Here is a 14,893-nt window from a genome sequence, read left to right as displayed (position 1 = left end):
GGCGATCTTGCCGCGCCGGGGTTCATGCTTTATTCTAGATCAACCGATCTAGAATCGTTCCCTCATTCCCGAACGTCCGGCATGGAGACTACCGATGATCCGTTTTTATTTCCACCCCACCCCCAACCCCGCCAAGGTCGCGCTGTTCCTGGAAGAAGCCGGGCTGGCCTATGAAGTGGCGCCGGTGGATACCAGCAAGGGCGAGCAGCACGCGGCGGCGTTTCGCGCCATCAATCCCAATGGCAAGGTGCCGGCCATTGTCGATACCGAAGGGCCGGGCGGCCACGCGGCGCGGGTGTTCGATTCGAGCGCCATCCTGCTGTACCTGGGCGAGAAAACCGGCCAGTTCATGGGCGCGCCCGCCGACCGGCCGGAACTGCTGTCGTGGCTGTTTTTCCTGGGCACGGGCCTGGGCCCGTTCTCTGGGCAGGCGGTGCATTTCCAGTTCGCGGCGCCGGAAGGCAACGACTACGCGGCCAACCGCTACCGGCGCGAGGCGGAACGCCATTACCGGGTGCTGGATACGCACCTGGCCGGCCGCGACTACATCGTGGGCGACGCCTATACGATTGCCGACATGTCGGGCTGGGGCTGGCTGGACCGCGCCTCGCGCGTGCTGAAAGGCGAACAAGACCCGCTGGCGGCCTATCCGAACATCAAGCGCTGGTTCCAGGCCATTGATGCGCGCCCCGCCGCAGCGCGCGCCCGCGCGGTGGGCAAGGACCATGAATTCAAGCGGGTGAACGACGACGAAACCAGGCGCGCGCTGTTTCCGTCGAACTACCCGGAACTGGCGGACTGGGCGCGGCCCTGACCGGCGGCCAGGGCGCGGCGCGGGCCTACAGCGCCGGGGGTTCGATCCAGAAAAAGCGTTCGCCCTGCTGGATCATCTGGGCCACGCCCTGGGCTTCCATGCGGTAATCGGTGCCCATCAGGGTTGCCCCGCCGTCGTCGTGGATGTGGATGACGGCCAGCGGGTCCGATGCCATGGTGTACCAGTAGTAGCCAGGCTTGAGATCGTGGATTTTGGTCTGCATCGCCAAAGTATATCGACAAACCCGGCATTCGCACCGCCGCGCGCCCCTGCCGCGGACTGTTGCGCAATGGCCGCACGCGGGCACGCCGCTTGGTGCATGAATGTAACAAAATAGCGCCCGCCACCCTGGCAATGCCCGATTTCAGTCGATTACACCGCGCGCCTTCGCCCTGCCGGGATGCCTGCCTTGCACCGCAGCAAGCCGGCCCGGGCCGTTCGCCACCGTGTTGCGGATTGTCGCCATTGACGCAGATCCGCTCACGTTCTGCCGGGGGAAAAACCCGACAATAGGGCCGTCATATCAACTCGGCTGCTTGCGCAGCAAGGCAGGTGCACATGAAAAAATGGTTCATAGCCGGAATCGGAGCCGCGGGGCTGCTGATCTCGAGCGCCGCCATGGCACGCGTCGACATCGGCGTGGCCATCGGCATCCCGGGAATAATGATTCCCGCGCCGGTTTATGTGGCGCCGCAGCCTGTCTACGTGGCGCCGCCCCCGCCGGTGTACTACCAACCCGCGCCGGTGTATCGCCCGCGCTATGTGTACCCCGCGCCGGTGTACTACTACGGTGGCCGCCACGGCGATCGCCACTATCACAAGAAGCACTGGAAACACGGCCGCGGCCATCACCGCTACGACGACTGACGCCCTCTGGCGTTTCGGTGCACGGGCGGTGTAGCGCCGCCCGTTTTTCACAGGCTGCCCACGGGCAGCCTTTTTTATGGCCGGGCCCCCGCATGGGGCCCTGGCCTACGCCCTTCAGCCCGCCGGGCGCCGGCCCGAGGCCGGCGGGTCGGGCAGGCGGCGCGGGGCGCTGGGCGCGCGCCACCAGCCATTATGCGGACGCGTGCGCGAACTCCGGTTCACCATTGAATCGCACTCCATTGATGCCCTCGAATACCTGCAGGCTGCGCTGCTCGGCTTCGAGGCGTGTTGCGAACGGCTGCTGGCCCGGTACGGTCCAGCTCTTTTCGGGCGCGTTGCCTCCGATGCGGCGAGTCCAGATCCGCACCTGAAAGCCCTGCGCTCCGTCTTCAACGACATCGCAACGCACGCGAAAATCACCGATCATCCTGGAACTCATGTTGAGTCATCTCCCCAATTCATTGACGACAAAACCGCCTGCGGCGTACCGGCGCATATTGTGCCTTAAAGATGCGGCCCTTTTTTAGCCGCATACAATTGCTGACATCAAAGACCGGGGAATGACGGGCAGGATAACCGGCCGACACGACAGGAATATGACGGCCGTGTGTCCGGAAATGGAAGTCGGCGCCGGGGCGGGTGGCCGGCAGGTGTCTGGCTCCCGAAGGGTGTCAGACACCGCACAAATGAGGCAACCATGGCGCGCAGTGGTGTCTGACACCTGCGGAGTCAGACACCTGGGGGGAACCCGCTAGGGCTGCAGCACGGTCAGCCCGCCCATGTAGGGCTGCAGCACCTTGGGCACCACAATGCTGCCGTCGGCCTGCTGGTGGTTTTCCAGCACGGCGACCAGGGCGCGGCCCACGGCCAGGCCCGAGCCGTTGAGCGTGTGCACGTAGTCGGGCTTGCCTTGCGCGGCCCGGAAGCGCGCCTGCATGCGCCGCGCCTGGAAGGTCTCGCAGTTGGACACCGACGAGATTTCGCGCCAGGTGTTCTGGGCGGGCAGCCAGACTTCCAGGTCGTAGGTTTTGGCCGCACCGAAGCCCATGTCGCCGGTGCACAGCAGCACCACGCGATACGGCAATTCGAGCAGCTGCAGCACATGCTCGGCGTGGCCCACCATGTCTTCCAGCGCCTGGTAAGAGGTTTCGGGGTGGACGATCTGCACCATCTCGACCTTGTCGAATTGGTGCTGGCGGATCATGCCGCGCGTATCGCGCCCGCCGCTGCCCGCTTCGGACCGGAAGCACGGCGTGTGCGCGGTCAGGCGCACCGGCAGGTCGGCCGCGGGAATGATGCTGTCGCGCGCCACGCTGGTCAGGGTGATCTCGGACGTGGAAATCAGGTACTGGTCTTCGCGCGCCAGCACGTTGCCGCGCTCGTCGACTTTGGGGTCGTCGTCTTCGCCGCCCCTGGTGACGAAGAACATGTCGTCCTTGAACTTGGGCAATTGGCCCGTGCCGTACAGTGTGGAACTGTTGACGATGTACGGCGTATAGCACTCGGTATAGCCGTGCTGCCCGGTTTGCAGGTCCAGCATGAACTGGGCCAGGGCGCGGTGCAGGCGCGCCACCGGGCCGCGCATGAACGAAAAGCGGGCGCCCGACAGCTTGGCCGCCGTGTCGAAATCGAGCCCCAGCGGCTCGCCCAGCGCGACGTGGTCTTTGGGCTCGAACGGCAGCGGCGGCGGGTTGCCGTCGGCGGCCGGCTGCACCGGCAGCCAGCGGCGCACTTCGACGTTGTCGTCGGCCGATGCGCCAGCCGGCACGCTGTCGTGCGGCAGGTTGGGCACCGCCATCAGCAGGTCGCCAAGCGACTGCTGCACGGCGGCCAGGTCGTCTTCGAGCTGCTTCAGGCGGGCCGGAATGGCCTGCGATTCGGCCAGCACCGCCGAGGCATCCTGGCCTTGCGCCTTGAGCTGGCCGATCTGCTTGGCCAATGCGTTGCGGCGCGCCTGCAGGGATTCGGTTTCGGTCTGGACGGCCTTGCGGCGCGATTCCAGTTCGTTGAATCGTTGCGTGTCGAAGTCGACGCCGCGGGTTTTCAGGCGGCCTACGACGGTTTGCAGGTCTTTGCGCAGCAGTATCGGATCTAGCATGGGCGACAGAGTAAGGGTTGACGAAAGGCGGCGGACACGAAGCACTTACCGCTGCCTGGCGCGTTCCTGGGCGTCGAGTTCGCGCAGGAACGCCAGCTTTTGCTGGATTTTAGCTTCCAGGCCGCGATCGGTCGGCCGATAGAAGGTGGCTTTGACGCCGTCGGGAAAATACTGCTCGCCCGCGGCGTAGCCATGCGGCTCGTCGTGGGCGTAGCGATAGGCATGGCCGTGGCCCAGCTGTTTCATCAGCTTGGTGGGCGCATTGCGCAGGTGCATGGGCACCGGCGCGCTGCCGTGTTCGGCGGCGAACTTGCGGGCGGCATTGTAGGCGTTGTACACGGCATTGGACTTGGCCGCGCAGGCCAGGTACACCACGGCCTGCGCCAGCGCCAGCTCGCCTTCGGGCGAGCCCAGCCGTTCGTAGATGTCGGCGCCGTTGATGGCCAGCTCGGTGGCGCGCGGATCGGCCAGGCCGATGTCTTCGATGGCCATGCGCACCAGGCGGCGCGCCATGTATTTGGGATCGGCGCCGCCATCGAGCATGCGGGCCAGCCAGTACAGCGCGGCGTCGGGATCGGAGCCGCGCACGGCCTTGTGCAGCGCGCTGATCTGGTCGTAGAAGGCGTCGCCGCCCTTGTCGAAGCGGCGCAGGTTCTGCGACAGCGAAGTTTCAAGCCAGTCGGCGTCGACCTCGTCGCGCCCGGCCGCCTGGGCCGACTCGGCCACGACTTCCACGGCGCTGATCAGGCGGCGCGCATCGCCGTCGGCCCAGGCCGCCAGCTGTTCGCGCGCGTCGGGCGTGAAGCGCACCCGGGCTTCGGCCTCGCGGCCGTCGTTCAGGGCCTGCACGGCACGGTCGATCAGCTGCTGCAGCTCTTCGGCGTTGAGCGACTGCAGCACATAAACGCGCGCCCGCGACAACAGGGCCGAATTCACCTCGAACGAGGGGTTTTCGGTGGTGGCGCCGATGAAGGTGAACAAGCCGCTTTCGACGTAGGGCAGGAAGGCATCCTGCTGGGCCTTGTTGAAGCGGTGGACTTCGTCCACGAACAGGATGGTGCGGCGGCCCTGCCCTTGCGCCACCTGCGCGACGGCCACGGCATCGCGGATGTCCTTGACCCCGCCCAGCACCGCCGAAATGGCGATGAACTGGGCGTCGAAGCTGTCGGCCATCAGCCGCGCCAGCGTGGTCTTGCCGACGCCGGGCGGCCCCCAGAAGATCATGGAATGCGGGCGGCCCGACTCGAAGGCGACGCGCAGCGGCTTGTCGGGGCCCAGCAGATGCGACTGGCCGACCACGTCGGACAGCGTGCGCGGACGCAGGCGCTCGGCCAGCGGAACGTAGGGCCGGTGCGCGGGATCGGCGGCGAACAGATCGTTGCTCATGGCGGCGGAATGACAGCAGGCCGCAAGGCGGCCAAAACAGCCATTACACCATGGCTGCCCTGCCGCCCCGCCGGGGCCGCCCGGCCGCCGGGATACGGGAAACTCCCAACTGCCATATGTAAATTATTTTCATAATAATCACAATCTAGTGATTTGACGGTAATTTTTTTCAAGACACCCGCGCCATGGAAACTTCCCCGCCCGCCCCCTCCGACACCGGCATGCCTTTGGATGCCGACGGCAAAGGCCTGGGCGCCTTCCCCGCCGGCTGGCCGGCGGACCAGTCGGCGGCGCTGGACTGGAACCTGCTGCGCGAAGACGTCAGCCTGCCGGTAGCCGTGCTGTACGAAGCGCGCATGCGCCACAACCTGCAATGGATGCAGCGCTTCATGGAGGCCTACCGCGTCAAGCTGGCGCCGCACGGCAAGACCACCATGAGCCCGGCGCTGTTCCATCGCCAGTTGCAGGGCGGCGCCTGGGGCATCACGCTGGCCACGGCGCCGCAGACGCGCGCGGCCTACCGCCACGGAATACGCACGGTGCTGATGGCCAACCAGCTGGTGGGCCGGGCCAACATGGCCATGGTGGCCGACTTGCTGCGCGATCCGGGGTTTACGTATTTCTGCCTGGTCGATTCGGCCGCCAACGCCGCCCGGCTGGGCGACTACTTTGCCGGACAGGGCCTGCGGCTGCCGGTGCTGATCGAGCTGGGCGTGGCCGGCGGGCGCACCGGCGTGCGCGACGAGGCGCAATTGCGCGCGCTGCTGGCCGAACTGGAGCGCTGGCCGCAGGCCCTGGCCCTGGCCGGGGTCGAGGTGTACGAAGGCGTGCTGCAGGATGAAGACAGCATCCGCGCATTCATGCGGCGCGCGGTGAACACCCTGCGCGACCTGGCGGCCGACGGGCGGCTGCGCCAGGACGGCCCGGCGCTGATATCCGGCGCGGGCTCGGCCTGGTTCGACGTGGTGGCCGAAGAGTTCTCGGGCCTGGATATCGGCATGCCGCTGGATATCGTGCTGCGCCCGGGCTGTTATCTGTCGCACGACGTGGGCATCTACCGCAGCGCGGCCGAGCGCATCGCCGCGCACAACCCGGTGGCGCGCCGGCTGGATCCCGGCCTGCAGCCGGCCCTGCAGGTGTGGGCCTATGTGCAGTCGGTGCCCGAGCAGCGCCGCGCCATCGTGGCGCTGGGCAAGCGCGACGCGGCGTTCGATGCCGGGCTGCCGGTGCCGGCCGTGCATTACCGGCCCGGCAGCGCGGCGCCCCTGCCCGCGCCCGGCCACTGGAAGCTGACCGCCATGATGGACCAGCACGCCTTCCTGGACATCGATGCCGGCGACGACATCCAGGTCGGCGACATGATTGCCTTCGATATTTCCCACCCCTGCCTGACATTCGATAAATGGCGGCAGGTATTGCTGGTAGACGAGCAGTACCGGATCACCGGCGTGGCGCCCACCTGCTTCTGACCGCCACGGCGTGTTGTTGACCCCCACTGGAGACAGACCCATGAACTTCTGTACCTTCCGGCGCCGTGGCGGGCTGCGCGGCCTGCTGGCCGCCGGTGCGATCGGCCTGGCGGCCCTGTCGGCCCCGGCGCTTGGCGCCGCGCCGGTCAAGGGCGGCACCATCGTGGTTGCCACCATCGGCGAACCGCCCACCCTGGACCCGATGGCCAGCACGGCCGACCTGGTCGGGATCCTGACCCAGCACATCTTCGAAACGCTGTACACCTTCGACGCCAAGTGGAACACCACGCCGCTGTTGGCCGACAGCATGCCGCAGATCAGCAGCGACGGCCTGACCTACACCATTGCCCTGCGCCAGGGCATCAAGTTCCATGACGGCTCGGACATGGATTCCGCCGACGTGGCGGCTTCGCTGAAGCGCTGGACCGAGACCGCCTCGCGCGGCAAGCAGGCCGCCAAGCTGATCAGCGCCATCGAGGCGCCCGACGCGCACACGGTGCGCATCGTGCTGAAGCAGCCCTATGCGCCGCTGACCGCGCTGCTGGCCATGAACAACAGCGCCGCGGTGGTGATGCCGCAAGAAAAACTGGCCACGCCCCTGAAAGCATTCATCGGCACCGGCCCCTACCAGTTGAAGGCGCGCGTGCCCGACCAGTACATCCAGCTGACGCGCTTCGACGGCTACCAGCCGCGCGCCGGCGAACCCGACGGCTACGGCGGCGCGCGCAAGCAGTACCTGGACGAGATCCGCTTCGCGCCGGTCAGCAACGCCAATACGCGCGTCGAAAGCGCGGCGGCGGGCCAGTACGACTACGTGGACGCGCTGCCGGTGGAATCGATCGCCAAGCTGCAGAACGGCCGTTCGGACCCGCTGCTGCTCAAGCCGTTCGGCTGGCCGCGCCTGGTGCTCAACACCAGGCAGGGCATCATGTCCAGCCTGCCCGCGCGGCGCGCCGTGCAGCTGGCGCTGAATGAAGAAGACATGCTGTACGCGGCCTTCGGCAACAAGGACTTCTACAGCCTGAACGGCGACCTGTATCCGCAGGGCTACCCATGGGCCACCCGCCTGGGCGGCAAAGTCTACAACCAGGGCGACGCGGCCGGCGCCAAGAAGCTGCTGGACGAAGCCAAGGTGCAGGACCGCACGATCCGCATCCTGACCAGCCAGCAGTACGAGTTCCACTACAAGATGGCGCTGGTGGCGGCCGAATACCTGAAGGCGGCCGGCTTCAAGGTGGACATGCAGGTGGTGGACTGGGCCACGCTGACGCAGCGCCGCCAGGACCCGGCCCTGTGGGACATCTTCATTACCCACAGCCCGTTCCTGCCCGAGCCGGCGCTGATCGACTTTCCGTCCAAGGACTCGCCGGGCTGGTGGGACACGCCGCGCCGCAACCAGGTGCTGGACGCCTTCAACCAGGCGGGCAGCCCCGAAGAACGCATCAAGCGCTGGGCCGACGTGCAGCAGGCGGTGTTCGACGAAGTGCCTTTCATCAAGGTGGGCGACTTCAATTCGCTGGCCGCGAAATCGCCCGCCCTGCAAGGCGTGCAGCCCTCGCCATGGCCGTACTTCTGGAATGCCTGGAAGGCCGCCAAGTAGCGCCCGCGCGCCAACCTGAAAGGAAGCGACCGTGCTGCGCTATCTGTTGAACCGCCTGGTGGGGCTGGTGGCCGTGATGTTCCTGGTGGCCACCATCGTGTTCGTGATCCTGCGCCTGACCCCGGGCGACCCGGCGGCCGTGATGCTGGGCCCGCAGGCCAGCCAGCAGGACATCGACACCCTGCGCGCGCGCCTGGGGCTGGACCAGCCCCTGCCCATGCAGTACGCCACCTGGCTGGGCCAGCTGGCGCGCGGCGACCTGGGTCAGTCGATCTTCCTGGACAAGCCGGTGCTGGCCGCGCTGGCCGACCGCGCCGAGCCGACCTTCTGGCTGACACTGATGTCGCTGGCCATCGCCAGCGCCATCGCCCTGCCGGTGGGCATTTTGTCGGCGGTGCGGCGCGGCACGGCGCTGGACCAGTCGGTGGTGACGTTTTCCATGTTCACGTCCAGCGTGCCCAGTTTCTGGCTGGGGCTGCTGCTGATGCAGATTTTCTCGGTGAAGCTGGGCTGGCTGCCGGTGGCGGGCTACGGCGGGCCGGACGCCAGCATCGCCACGCGGCTGTCGCACCTGGTGCTGCCGGCCATCGTGCTGGGGCTGGTGAACTCGGCGCTGATCACCCGCTTCATCCGCGCCAGCATGCTGGACGTGCTGCGCGACGACTACGTGCGCACCGCGCGCGCCAAGGGCCTGCCCGAGCGCAAGGTGATTCTGAAGCACGCGGCGCGCAATGCGCTGATCCCGATCCTGACCGTGCTGGGCCTGACCACCGCCCTGCTGGTCAGCGGCGCGGTGGTCACCGAGACCGTGTTCGGCCTGCCCGGCGTCGGCAGCCTGGTGGTGTCGGCGGTGCTGCGGCGCGATTACCCGGTCATCCAGGGCGCGCTGCTGGTGATTGCCGCCATCTATGTCCTGATCAATCTTTTCATCGACCTGCTGTACCTGCTGGTCGATCCGCGGGTGCGCTACTAAATGGCAATTGCAATCACTTCCGGGCCCGGCGCCGAGCGCTGGCAGGTCCTGCGCCTGCTGGTGGCGCGCAAGACAGTGCTGGCCAGCCTGATCGTGCTGGCGGTGCTGGTGGCGGCGGCGGCATTGGCGCCCTGGATCAGTCCGTTCGACCCGTACAAGCTGTCCATCATGAGCCGCCTGCAGGCGCCCAGCGCCGTGCACTGGTTCGGCACCGACGACTTCGGCCGCGACGTGTTCAGCCGTGTCATCCACGGCGGACGGCTATCGCTGCTGGTGGGCTTCCTGGTGGTGCTGCTGTCGGGGGTGTTGGGCATCGCGCTGGGCCTGGTGGCGGGGTTCTTCCGCGGCGCCGACAAAGTGGTGTCGCGGCTGATCGACGCGATGATGGCCTTCCCCGACATCCTGCTGGCGATCGCGCTGGTGGCGGCGCTGGGGCCGTCGCTGCTGAACGTGGTCATCGCGCTGGGCATCGTGTACGCGCCGCGCCTGGCCCGCATCGTGCGCGCTTCCACCCTGGTGATCCGCGAGCTGCCGTTCGTCGAGGCCGCCCGGGCGCTGGGCGTGCCGACGCGGCGCATCGTCACCGTGCATGTGCTGCGCAACCTGGTTTCGCCCATCCTGGTGCAGGGCACCTTCATCTTCGCCTACGCCATCCTGGCCGAAGCCGGGCTGTCGTTCCTGGGCGTGGGCGTATCGCCCGACATCCCGACCTGGGGCACCATGATCAACGCGGGCCAGCAGTACATGGGGTCGGCCGACTGGATCATGGTGTTTCCCGGCATCGCCATCGTCCTGTCGGTGCTGTCGCTGCAGCTGGTGGGCGACGGCCTGCGCGACGTGCTGGACCCGCGCCTGCGCAAGGAGCTGTAGACATGGGCGCAAGCCAACGAGACATCATCCTGGCGGTGGACGGGTTGAAAACCTGGTTCCACAGCCGCGACGGCGTGGCCAGATCGGTGGACGGCGTCACCTTCGACCTGGCGCGCGGCGAGACCCTGGCCATCGTGGGCGAATCGGGCTCGGGCAAATCGGTGACCAGCCTGTCGATCATGGGCCTGCTGCCCAAGCCGGCCGGCCGCATCGAAGCCGGCAGCATCCGTTTCCGCGACCGCCGCGGCGCCACGCACGACCTGGCCCGCGCGCCGGTCGCGACGCTGCGGCGCATCCGCGGCGCCGAGATCGCCATGATCTTCCAGGAACCCATGACCAGCCTGAACCCGCTGTACACGGTGGGCGACCAGATCGCCGAAGCCGTGCTGCAGCACGAGGGCGGCTCGCGCGCCGCGGCGCTGCAGCGCGCCCGCGACATGCTGGAACGGGTCGAGATCCCGGCGGCGGCGCGCCGCGTTCATGAGTATCCGCACCAGATGTCGGGCGGCATGCGCCAGCGGGTGATGATCGCGCTGGCCCTGGCCTGCAACCCCTCGGTGCTGATCGCCGACGAGCCCACCACCGCGCTGGACGTGACCGTGCAGGCGCAGATCCTGGACCTGCTGCGGCGCCTGCAGGCCGAATCCGGCATGAGCATTCTGTTCGTGACGCACAACCTGGGCGTGGTGGCGGAAATCGCGCATCGCGTGGCGGTGATGTACGCCGGCCGCGTGGTCGAGGACGCCGGCGTGCATGAACTGTTCGAGCGGCCCACGCATCCGTATACCCGCGGGCTGCTGTCGTGCATCCCTACCGCCGCCCTGCTGGCGTCGCGCCAGCGGCTGCAGCCCATTCCCGGCAATGTGCCCAGCGTGCTGGACCTGCCGCCCGGCTGCACTTTTGCGCCGCGCTGCGCGCTGGCCGAGCCGGCCTGCACGCGCGCCGTCCCGGAACTGGCCGCGGTGCGCGACGCGCACCTGGCCCGCTGTATCAAGGTAACGCCGCAATGACCGACACCGTATCCGCCGAGCCGCTGCTGCGCGTGCAGGGCCTGACTGTGCACTTCCCGACCGGCGCCGCGCGCCTCGGCCAGGTGGTGCGCGCCGTCGAGGACGTGAGTTTCGACGTGCCGCGCAAGGCCATCGTGGGGCTGGTGGGCGAATCGGGCTCGGGCAAGACCACCACGGGGCGCGCCCTGCTGCGCCTGTTCGCGCCCACGGCCGGGCGCATTCTGTTCGACGGCACCGACATCACCGGGCTGAACGAAGCCCGCATGCTGCCCTGGCGGCGGCGCATGCAGATCGTGTTCCAGGACCCGTATGCCAGCCTGAACCCGCGCATGACCGTGGCCGAGATCCTGGGCGAAGCGCTGGACACCCATGGCCTGGCGCAGGGGCGCCGCGCCGCCCGCATCGGCGAACTGCTCGAACGGGTGGGCCTGCACGCCGATCACCGCGGCCGCTATCCCCACGAATTCTCGGGCGGGCAGCGCCAGCGCATCGGCATTGCCCGCGCCCTGGCGGTGGAGCCCGATTTCATCGTGGCCGACGAGCCGGTGTCGGCGCTGGACGTGTCGGTGCAGGCCCAGGTGCTGAACCTGTTGCAGGACCTGCAGCGCGACCTGGGGCTGACCATGCTGTTCGTGGCGCACGACTTGGCGGTGGTGGACTACCTGTGCGACGAAGTGGTGGTGATGTACCTGGGCCGCGTGATGGAGCGCGGGCCCACGCGGCGCGTATACGATCAGCCGCGCCACCCGTACACCCGCGCCCTGCTGTCGGCCGCGCCGGTGCCCGATCCGCGCGCGCCGCGTTCGCGTATCCTGCTCAAGGGCGAGATTCCCAGCCCGGTCGACCCGCCGTCGGGCTGCGTGTTCCGCACCCGCTGCCCGCATGCCGCCGAAATCTGCGCGGCGGCCGTGCCCGCGGCCCGCGACCTGGGCGGCGGGCATCATGCCGCCTGTGCGCGCCTGGACGAGATCAGCTTATGACCCCCCCTACCCGGACACCCCCCAACCGGCACGGCAACGGAGCCTCCGGCATGCCCACCCCGCGCGACATCGTCTACCAGATACGCAGCCGCCGCGACACCCTGAGCGCCACCGAACGCAAAGTGGCCGACGCCATCCTGGACGACATCGCGGCCGCGGCCGGCGCCACGGTGGACCAGCTGGCCGGCAAGGCGGGCGTCAGCATCGCCACCATCTCACGCTTTGCGCGCTCGGTGGGCTGCGACGACACGCGCGACCTGAAGCTGAAGCTGGCGCAGGCCAGCGCGGTGGGCGAACGCTTCCTGGATCCGTCCACGCCCGAAGAAAGCACCTTCTACGCGCGCCTGTACGCCGACATCGAGGCCACGCTGCGCGCGCACCTGCCGCGGTTTTCCGAGGCGCTGTTCGAACAGGCCGCCGGCATCGTGCGCGACGCGCGCATGACCTATGTGTTCGGCATGGGCGGCGCCTCGGCCGTGCTGTCGCAGGAACTGCAGTCGCGCCTGGTGCGGCTGGGCTACGCGGTGGCGGCCTACAGCGATGCCGTGCTGCTGCGCATGGTGGCGGCCACGCTGGACGAGCGCGATGTGGTGGTGGTGCTGTCGACTTCGGGCCTGACGCCCGAGATCCTGGCCGGCGCGCGCATCGTCAAGCAATACGGCGCGCGCATGGTCACCCTGACCGATCCGGCCTCGCCGCTGGCCGAGCTGGCCGACGTGGTCCTGCCCATCCACACCGCCGAGACCGATTTCATCTACAAGCCGTCGTCGTCGCGCTATGCCATGCTGCTGGCCATCGACATCCTGGCCACCGAGCTGGCGCTGGCCCGGCAAGAGGCCACGCAGGAACGGCTGCGCCGCATCAAGCTGGCGCTGGACGAGTACCGCGGCGGGCCCAACCGCCTGCCGCTGGGAGACTGACCCGATGTACGACACCCTGATCGGCGGCGCGCTGGTGCTGGACGGCAGCGGCGCGGCCGGCTTCCAGGCCGACGTGGCCGTGGCCGATGGCCGCATCGCCGCCCTGGGCCGGCTGCGGGGCGCCGCCGCGCGCGAACACATCGACGGGGCGGGCCTGGCGCTGGCGCCGGGCTTCATCGATGTGCACACCCACGACGACACCAATGTGATCCGCACGCCCGACATGCTGCCCAAGCTGTCACAGGGCGTGACGACCGTGGTGGTGGGCAACTGCGGCATCAGCGCCGCGCCGGTGACCCTGCGCGGCGAACCGCCCGACCCGATGAATCTGCTGGGCGGCCGCGACGCGTTCGCATACCCCTCTTTTGCCGACTACACGCAAGCGGTGGACGCCGCCCGGCCGACCGTGAACGTGGCGGCGCTGGTGGGCCACACGGCGCTGCGCAGCAACCACATGGACCGCCTGGACCGGCGCGCCACCGATGCCGAGGTCGCCGCCATGCGCGCGCAGCTGCGCGACGCGCTGCGCCACGGCGCCATCGGCCTGAGCACCGGGCTGGCCTATGCCTCGGCCCAGCATGCCGACACTGCCGAGGTGCAGGCGCTGGCCGAAGAGCTCGATGCCCACGGCGCGCTGTACACCACGCACCTGCGCTCTGAATTCGCCGAGATACTCGAGGCCATGCAAGAGGCCTACGATATCGCCGCGCACGCGCGCGTGCCGGTGATCGTGTCGCACCTGAAATGCGCCGGCGCCGGCAACTGGGGCCGCAGCGGCGAAGTGCTGGCCAGCCTGGACACCGCCGGGCGCTACCTGCCGGTGGGCTGCGACTGCTATCCCTATTCGGCCAGTTCGTCCACGCTGGATCTGAAGCAGGTGACCGGCGAGTTCGACATCGACATTACCTGGTCCGACCCGCACCCCGCCATGGCGGGCCGCAAGCTGGCCGACATCGCCGCGCAATGGAAGGTGCCGCTGCGCGAGGCCGCGCGCCGCCTGCAGCCGGCCGGCGCGGTGTACCACGGCATGCACGAAGACGACGTGCGCCGCATCCTGGCGCACCGCCTGACCATGGTGGGCTCGGACGGCCTGCCGAACGACCCGCTGCCGCATCCTCGCCTGTGGGGCGCGTTTCCGCGCGTGCTGGGCCACTACAGCCGCGAGCTGGGCCTGTTCCCGCTGGCGCAGGCAGTGCACAAGATGACCGGCCTGTCGGCGGCGCGCTTCGGCCTGCAAGAGCGCGGACTGGTGCGCGCCGGCCATCACGCCGACCTGGTGCTGTTCGACCCGGCCCGCGTGGCCGACCGCGCCACCTATGCCGACCCGCAGCAGCCGGCCGACGGCATTGCCGCGGTGTGGGTCAATGGCGCGCTGTCGTACCGGGCCGGGCGCCTGACCGGCGCGCGCGCCGGCCGCTGGCTGCCGCGCGGCGGCGACTTGCGCGCGGGCTTCAACGCTTTTTTTTCCCCATCCCAGGAGCAGCCATGAGCATCCCCCCCACCGCCGACGCCAACGGCATCATCCGCTATGGCGTGGCCGGCGGCACCGGCCAGGGCGGCCAGCACATGCCCTTCGCGCGCGCCGTGCAGGCCGACGGCTGGCTGTATGTATCGGGCCAGGTGCCCATGCAGGACGGCGAAGTGGTGGACGGCGGCATCGTGGCCCAGTCGCGCGTCGCCATCGGCAATGTGCTGGCGATCCTGCGCGAAGCCGGCTACGGCCCCGAGCACGTGGTGCGCTGCGGCGTCTGGCTGGACGACCCGCGCGATTTCGCCGCTTTCAACAAGGTATTCAAGGAAGCCTTCGGCGAGCATCCGCCGGCGCGGGCCTGCGTGGAATCGCGGCTGGTGGTCGACGCCAAGGTCGAAGTGGACTGCGTGGCCTACAAGAAGCCGTAGCGCCCGG

At 68.6% G+C, this 14,893-nt stretch carries 15 protein-coding genes; 11 read left to right on the top strand and 4 right to left on the bottom strand.

Going from position 1 to position 14,893, the window contains the following annotated elements:
- Positions 1-94: 94 nt before the first annotated feature.
- Positions 95-814 carry a glutathione S-transferase family protein gene (locus J2P76_RS07535; protein WP_207405834.1) on the top strand — a complete coding sequence of 240 codons (720 nt, stop codon included), beginning with the start codon at positions 95-97 and terminating at the stop codon, positions 812-814.
- A 25-nt stretch (positions 815-839) separates the two neighbouring features.
- On the opposite strand, the gene J2P76_RS07530 is transcribed toward J2P76_RS07535, so the two are convergent.
- Complete coding sequence (locus tag J2P76_RS07530; RefSeq protein WP_207409260.1) at positions 840-1,037, bottom strand: hypothetical protein; 198 nt, start codon at positions 1,035-1,037, stop codon at positions 840-842.
- Positions 1,038-1,372: 335 nt separating this feature from the next.
- Here J2P76_RS07530 and J2P76_RS07525 point away from each other — a divergent pair, with 335 nt between their 5' ends.
- Positions 1,373-1,681 carry a virulence factor gene (locus J2P76_RS07525; protein WP_207405832.1) on the top strand — a complete coding sequence of 103 codons (309 nt, stop codon included), beginning with the start codon at positions 1,373-1,375 and terminating at the stop codon, positions 1,679-1,681.
- 190 nt (positions 1,682-1,871) lie between these two features.
- On the opposite strand, the gene J2P76_RS07520 is transcribed toward J2P76_RS07525, so the two are convergent.
- The 3 genes from J2P76_RS07520 to J2P76_RS07510 all read right to left on the bottom strand — a co-directional run bounded on the left by J2P76_RS07520 (position 1,872) and on the right by J2P76_RS07510 (position 5,165).
- Positions 1,872-2,120: a hypothetical protein gene (locus J2P76_RS07520; RefSeq protein WP_207405830.1), complete on the bottom strand. Its 249-nt coding sequence runs from the start codon at positions 2,118-2,120 to the stop codon at positions 1,872-1,874.
- Positions 2,121-2,432: 312 nt separating this feature from the next.
- Positions 2,433-3,779, bottom strand: a complete 1,347-nt coding sequence (serS, locus tag J2P76_RS07515) for a serine--tRNA ligase (protein WP_207405828.1) — start codon at positions 3,777-3,779, stop codon at positions 2,433-2,435.
- 45 nt (positions 3,780-3,824) lie between these two features.
- Complete coding sequence (locus J2P76_RS07510) at positions 3,825-5,165, bottom strand: replication-associated recombination protein A (RefSeq protein WP_207405825.1); 1,341 nt, start codon at positions 5,163-5,165, stop codon at positions 3,825-3,827.
- Between the two features lie 185 nt (positions 5,166-5,350).
- Between J2P76_RS07510 and J2P76_RS07505 the strand changes: the two genes are divergently transcribed.
- The 9 genes from J2P76_RS07505 to J2P76_RS07465 are packed head-to-tail and all read left to right on the top strand — an operon-like array spanning position 5,351 to position 14,886.
- Complete coding sequence (locus J2P76_RS07505; RefSeq protein WP_242697320.1) at positions 5,351-6,634, top strand: amino acid deaminase; 1,284 nt, start codon at positions 5,351-5,353, stop codon at positions 6,632-6,634.
- 40 nt (positions 6,635-6,674) lie between these two features.
- Positions 6,675-8,234: an ABC transporter substrate-binding protein gene (locus J2P76_RS07500; protein ID WP_207405823.1), complete on the top strand. Its 1,560-nt coding sequence runs from the start codon at positions 6,675-6,677 to the stop codon at positions 8,232-8,234.
- A gap of 31 nt (positions 8,235-8,265) precedes the next feature.
- Positions 8,266-9,207: an ABC transporter permease subunit gene (locus J2P76_RS07495; RefSeq protein ID WP_207405821.1), complete on the top strand. Its 942-nt coding sequence runs from the start codon at positions 8,266-8,268 to the stop codon at positions 9,205-9,207.
- On the top strand, positions 9,208-10,077 hold the full coding sequence (locus J2P76_RS07490) for an ABC transporter permease (protein ID WP_207405819.1): 870 nt from the start codon (positions 9,208-9,210) through the stop codon (positions 10,075-10,077).
- Positions 10,078-10,079: 2 nt separating this feature from the next.
- A complete protein-coding gene (locus J2P76_RS07485) occupies positions 10,080-11,087 on the top strand; it encodes an ABC transporter ATP-binding protein (protein WP_207405817.1) in 1,008 nt (335 codons plus the stop codon).
- Positions 11,084-12,067, top strand: coding sequence for an ABC transporter ATP-binding protein (locus J2P76_RS07480; protein ID WP_207405815.1), 984 nt, complete (start codon positions 11,084-11,086; stop codon positions 12,065-12,067). The genes J2P76_RS07485 and J2P76_RS07480 overlap by 4 nt, the downstream gene beginning before the upstream one ends.
- A gap of 50 nt (positions 12,068-12,117) precedes the next feature.
- Positions 12,118-12,987 (top strand): MurR/RpiR family transcriptional regulator, encoded by an 870-nt coding sequence (locus J2P76_RS07475; protein WP_207405813.1) that lies wholly within the window; start codon positions 12,118-12,120, stop codon positions 12,985-12,987.
- A gap of 4 nt (positions 12,988-12,991) precedes the next feature.
- Positions 12,992-14,476: an N-acyl-D-amino-acid deacylase family protein gene (locus tag J2P76_RS07470; RefSeq protein WP_207405811.1), complete on the top strand. Its 1,485-nt coding sequence runs from the start codon at positions 12,992-12,994 to the stop codon at positions 14,474-14,476.
- Positions 14,473-14,886, top strand: coding sequence for a RidA family protein (locus tag J2P76_RS07465; RefSeq protein ID WP_207405809.1), 414 nt, complete (start codon positions 14,473-14,475; stop codon positions 14,884-14,886). The genes J2P76_RS07470 and J2P76_RS07465 overlap by 4 nt, the downstream gene beginning before the upstream one ends.
- The last annotated feature ends 7 nt before the right edge of the window (positions 14,887-14,893 follow it).

The organism is Bordetella petrii, from assembly GCF_017356245.1.
Taxonomy (GTDB): domain Bacteria; phylum Pseudomonadota; class Gammaproteobacteria; order Burkholderiales; family Burkholderiaceae_B; genus Bordetella_A; species Bordetella_A petrii_D.
This window is presented reverse-complemented; position numbering and strand designations above follow the sequence as displayed.